General features: G+C 66.5%; 5 protein-coding genes. 4 read left to right on the top strand and 1 reads right to left on the bottom strand.

The window, feature by feature from the left end; translation table 11 throughout:
• Window positions 1–430 precede the first annotated feature (430 nt).
• From L0G76_RS14010 to L0G76_RS14025, 4 genes are all read left to right on the top strand, one after another.
• Window positions 431–1,027: a recombinase family protein gene (locus L0G76_RS14010; RefSeq protein ID WP_010534181.1), complete on the top strand. Its 597-nt coding sequence runs from the start codon at window positions 431–433 to the stop codon at window positions 1,025–1,027.
• 7 nt (window positions 1,028–1,034) lie between these two features.
• Window positions 1,035–2,432 carry a Mu transposase C-terminal domain-containing protein gene (locus L0G76_RS14015; protein WP_304357780.1) on the top strand — a complete coding sequence of 466 codons (1,398 nt, stop codon included), beginning with the start codon at window positions 1,035–1,037 and terminating at the stop codon, window positions 2,430–2,432.
• Complete coding sequence (locus tag L0G76_RS14020) at window positions 2,429–3,247, top strand: AAA family ATPase (RefSeq protein ID WP_037161208.1); 819 nt, start codon at window positions 2,429–2,431, stop codon at window positions 3,245–3,247. The genes L0G76_RS14015 and L0G76_RS14020 overlap by 4 nt, the downstream gene beginning before the upstream one ends.
• A 181-nt stretch (window positions 3,248–3,428) precedes the next feature.
• Window positions 3,429–4,433, top strand: coding sequence for a BadF/BadG/BcrA/BcrD ATPase family protein (locus L0G76_RS14025; protein ID WP_304357781.1), 1,005 nt, complete (start codon window positions 3,429–3,431; stop codon window positions 4,431–4,433).
• 186 nt (window positions 4,434–4,619) lie between these two features.
• Here the strand turns inward: L0G76_RS14025 and L0G76_RS14030 are convergent.
• The coding region (locus L0G76_RS14030) for an integrase core domain-containing protein (RefSeq protein WP_304357782.1) at window positions 4,620–4,962 on the bottom strand (343 nt) is incomplete at its 5' end.

The following is a 4,962-nucleotide window of genomic DNA, read 5'->3' on the forward strand; positions in this document are numbered from 1 at the left end:
ACCGGCAACGACGCCGAACACACCCGCTCACCAGCTCCATGAAAGATCGAGGCTAAGCGCCGTACCGCCCGGCCCCGACAGAAGTCGCGACCGAGCTGATCGCGGATATCAACCACATGACGTGGAGTTTTCTCCAAGACCTTCCGAGGTCGTTCGATGAGCAATCGCGATCGGGGCCCAACCCCATCCTCCACCACCGCAATCCGGCTAACAAGGGTGGGTGCCCCGGTCAATGAGGACTCTCGTGGACTGCCCCCGAATAACTACCACCTCGGCATACGGTGACGACAGTCCGCGCCCGTATGGGGAACCCTCACCGGACACCATCGCTACTTATCGAGAGGAACGACGGCACGCCTGGCGGGCTGTCCCGTAAGACCCGTCCGGTGAACTGTCCGGTGAAGGGAGGCTATATGACACACTGGGGAGCATGTCCCCCTTGAAGGTCGGCTATGCCCGAGTCTCCACCGACGAGCAGGACCTGACCGCGCAGCGTGACGGACTCGCGGCGTTCGGCGTCGATCCCAAGCGCATCTACGTCGATCACGGGCTCACGGGCCGCAACGCCGACCGTGAGGGCCTGCGGCAGGCGCTGGCTGCCTGTCGGGACGGCGATACATTCGTGGTCACCAAGCTCGATCGGCTGGCGCGTTCAGTCCGTGATGCCCACCAGATCGCCGACGACCTCGCGGCGCGGGAAGTGAAGCTGAGCATCGCCGGATCGGTGTACGACCCGACCGACCCGATGGGGAAACTGTTGTTCAACGTGCTGGCGATGGTCGCCGAATTCGAAGCCGACCTCATCCGTGCCCGCACCCGCGAGGGGATGAAGGTCGCCAAGGCCAAGGGCCGGCTGCGTGGGAAGTCACCGAAACTCACCCCCCGGCAAGAAGCTCACCTCGTCCAGCTACATGCCGCCGACGAGCACACCGTGGGCGAGCTGGCCGAGCTGTTCAGCGTGGGCCGCTCCACGGTCTACCGCGCCCTTCAGCGCGCCGAGCGCGGGCGCGAGAACGCCTTGCAGTAGGTGCGTCGTGGACGCTCGAGCGCGGTGGCGAATCCTCAGGCTCCACGTCGAGGACCAGGTGCCCCTCGCGCGCTTAGCTCGCGAGACCGATGTAGGGCTGCGGACCCTGGAGCGCTGGCACGCCCGCTACCGCGCCGACGGCTACGCCGGACTGGAGACAGCCTCGCGAGCGGACACCGGCTCCCGCCGCCTTCCGCCCGACCTCGTCCACCTGATCGAGGGCCTGGCACTGAGCAAGCCGCGGCCGGCCATCGCCACCATCCACCGCAAAGTCACCGGCATCTGCGCCGCCCGGAAGTGGCCGGTCCCCTCCTACTCGGTGGTGTGGGACATCGTGCGGACCCTGGATCCCGGCATGGTCACCCTCGCCCTGGAGGGCGCAGCGTCCTACCGCGACAAGCACGAGCTGGTGCTCCGCCGGCAAGCAGAGCTGCCCAACGCGATGTGGCAATCCGATCACACCATGCTCGACATCCTGGTGGTGGGCACCGACGCCAAGCCCGCACGGCCATGGCTGACAACGATCCTCGACGACTGCTCCCGGGCGGTCTGCGGCTACACAGCCTTCCTGGGCGCACCGTCGGCGATGAACACCGCCCTGGCGCTGCGCCAAGCGATCTGGCACAAGACCGACCCGGCCTGGCCGATGTGCGGCCTGCCCGACGTGCTCTACGTCGACCACGGCAGCGACTTCACCAGTGACCAGCTCGCCCACACCGCCGTCGACCTCCACATCCGACTGATCCACTCCACCGTCGCCCGACCCCAGGGCCGCGGCAAGATCGAGCGGTTCTTCGGCACCATCAACACCGAGCTACTCGCCACCCTGCCCGGACACATCACCGAAGGGCACCCCTGGCCGACACCGAAACTGTCCCTGGCCGAACTCGATAGCGCCCTGGAGGCGTTCGTGGCCACCTACAACGACCGCACGCACAGCGAGCTCGGAACCTCCCCGCGCAGCGCGTGGATCGCCGACGGCTGGCTGCCCCGAATGCCCGAGAGCCTGGAAGACCTCGACGGACTGCTGTTAACCGTCGCCAAGACCCGCGTCGTGCGCCGCGATGGCATCCGCTTCCAGGGCCTGCGCTACGTCTCGCCAACTCTGGCCGGCTACGTCGGACGCTCGGTCGTGATCCGCTACGACCCCCGCGACATCACCGAGATCCGCGTCTTCGATCACGACGAATTCGTCTGCAAGGCCGTCAACCAAGAGCACCACGATCAAAAGGTCAGCCTCAAGGAGATCCAGGCCGCGCGCAACGCCCGCCGCCGGGCGCTGCGAGCCGGCATCAACGAACGCATCGCCCTCGTGGCCGCACCTACCGAGACACCACGGATCACCGAAGCACCGGCTCCGGCGCCGAGGTCGGCGTTGAAGATCTACAAGGAGGACCTCAGGTGAGCCAGCGCTTCATCGTCACCAAGGAGCACCGCCGCTTCACCGAGTTCGCCGACGCCGTGCGCCGCGGGCACACCATCGGTTTGTGCTTCGGATCAGCCGGCGTAGGAAAGACACTCTCCGCACGCCGCTACGCACACTACGAGAAGGCTCATGACCTGCTGACCTACTGGGGGCCGCGCTCCGACAACGACGCCAAGATCTACGCCGCCTTGAACCGGAGCCGCACCGTGCTCTACACCCCCAGCGTGCTGACCACCCCGCGGACCCTGAAGGACGAGCTGACCCAAGCCATCACCCGCACCAACATGTGCATCGAGCAGCACCTCGTACCTCCCGGCACGGCCACTCCCGAGGCCTGGGGATGGCGACACGGCAGGAACTACGTGGAGCTGATCATCGTCGACGAGGCCGAACGACTGCGTCCCGCCGCGCTGGAACTGCTGCGCGATCGCTACGACCGCGACGACATCGCCCTGATCCTGATCGGCATGCCCGGCCTGGAGAAGCAGTTCAGCCACTACCCCCAGTTCTACAGCCGAGTCGGCTTCGCCCACCAGTACCGGCCCCTGGGACAAGACGAACTGCTGTTCGTCCTCGAGCGACACTGGCGATCCCTCGGCAAGACCCTCGACCCCGACGACTTCACCGACGCCCAAGCCATCGCAGCCATCGCACGGATCACCCGCGGCAACTTCCGGCTCCTCGAACGCCTCTTCCCCCAGATCCAGCGGGTCCTGAAGATCAACGAACTCGACACCATCACCAACGACGTCATCGAAGCCGCACAGAGCACCCTGGTCATCGGTGTCACCTGACCCCGCCACGAAGCGACCGAAGAACCCCGCCATTCAGCAGACGAAGTCACAAATAGGGGCGCGTCCGATACTTTTGCGACAGATCTGTCGCACTGGGTATACCCCAACGGGACGCATCTGGCGGGGGCTCCACGACCCACCGCGATAAGCCCTGGCACTCTGCGATGCTAGGTTCGCCGTTATGGACTATGCGAGGGCGCAGGGAACATTCGTGATCGGCATTGACGGAGGAGGCACCCACACCCGGGTGGCATGCGTCGATCTCGATGGCCATTACCTCTCGAGCGCCAGTGGGGGCGGGGGAAGCCCCATGCACAATGACGACGCCGAGGTGAACGTCCGCGCGACCCTCGCTCGCGCACTGGAGGACGCCGACCTCGACCCCGCCGGGGCCGCGGGACTGGTGGCCGGCATGGCCGGCTTTGACCGGCCCTCGTCGCCAACCGAAGCCCGGTACAACCGCGACGTCGAGCGCTTCTTCGAGATCGACGGTATGACCTGCCCGCGCACGGTCGTCAACGACGCGGTCATCGCCCACCACGGCGCGTTGTCGGGGCATGCAGGCGTCATCGTGGTCGCCGGCACTGGATCGATGATCCTCGCGATCAACGAGCGCGGCGACGAGATCGAGAACGGACAGTTCGATCACTACGCAGGCGCCGCCCGTCACCTCGTGCACGACGTCGTGCAACGGATCCTGACCGGGGAGAGCAGCCCGACGGATCCCCTGTATTCCGCAGCGAAGGCGTACTTCGGCGTGGACGACGTGCACGGGCTGCGGGAGGTCGTGCTGCAGAGGTCCTCGGCCAACCGCAACGACACCAAGCGCAGTTACGGCGACTTCGCGCCGCAGGTCACCGCCCTGGCCGAGGAGTCGCCTCTGGCGGACGTCGCGCTACGGGACTTGGTGGCCCGCACCGCCCGGGGCGTGCGCCTGCTCGCCCCGTTAGTGGACACCGACCCGGTGCCGGTGGCTTGCACCGGGTCGCTGGCGAGCGACCCGAGCTTCCTCCGTCGCCTCGATCAGGCCCTGAGCTCCGGAACGCCCCGCCGCATGCAGCTCGTCTCCCCGCGCCTCCACCCCCTGGGCGGGGCAGCTCTCCTAGCACTGACACTGGCCGGCGTAGATTCGAACGACACGGTCCTCGTGGCCCTAGAGTCCGCGCTGACCGGCGCCGCCGTCTGACACACCCGCCCGAGAACTTACGCCCTCGCATTACCCGCTCTGGTGCGTGATGTACTACGTGCCATGCATTTGCGCGACGTCGTGCTTGTTCACGGACTCTTCCATCAGACCGCGCACATGGACCCGCTAGCCGAGGCGCTGCGGCAGCGCGGGGGACTGCCGCACGAACAGGTGACAGTTGGGGTGTCAGGCCGCGAGGCTCACGGCCGGGTTCATGATGGTCTCGTATTCGATGGGGGTCAATCGGCCCAGACGGGCCTGACGCCGGCGGCGGTGGTAGGTCCGTTCGATCCAGGTGATGATCGCGATCCGCAGCTCCTCTCGGGTTCGCCACCGTTTGCGGTCCAGGACGTTCTTCTGGAGCAGCGAGAAGAACGACTCCATCGCGGCGTTATCACCGGCAGCACCGACTTGGCCCATGGATCCGATGAGGTGGTGACGGTTCAGGGTGTGCACGAATTTCCGTGACCTGAACTGCGATCCTCTATCCGAATGCACGATGCAGCCGGCTGCGTCACGGCGCCTGGAT

The organism is Brevibacterium picturae (genome assembly GCF_030453725.1).
In the GTDB taxonomy this organism is placed as follows: Bacteria; Actinomycetota; Actinomycetes; order Actinomycetales; family Brevibacteriaceae; genus Brevibacterium; species Brevibacterium sandarakinum_A.

Excerpts from the sequence above, each read along its gene's own strand:
- L0G76_RS14010 (WP_010534181.1), top strand. The coding sequence starts at position 431 with ATGTCCCCCTTGAAGGTCGGCTATGCCCGAGTCTCCACCGACGAGCAG.
- L0G76_RS14025 (WP_304357781.1), top strand. The coding sequence starts at position 3,429 with ATGGACTATGCGAGGGCGCAGGGAACATTCGTGATCGGCATTGACGGA.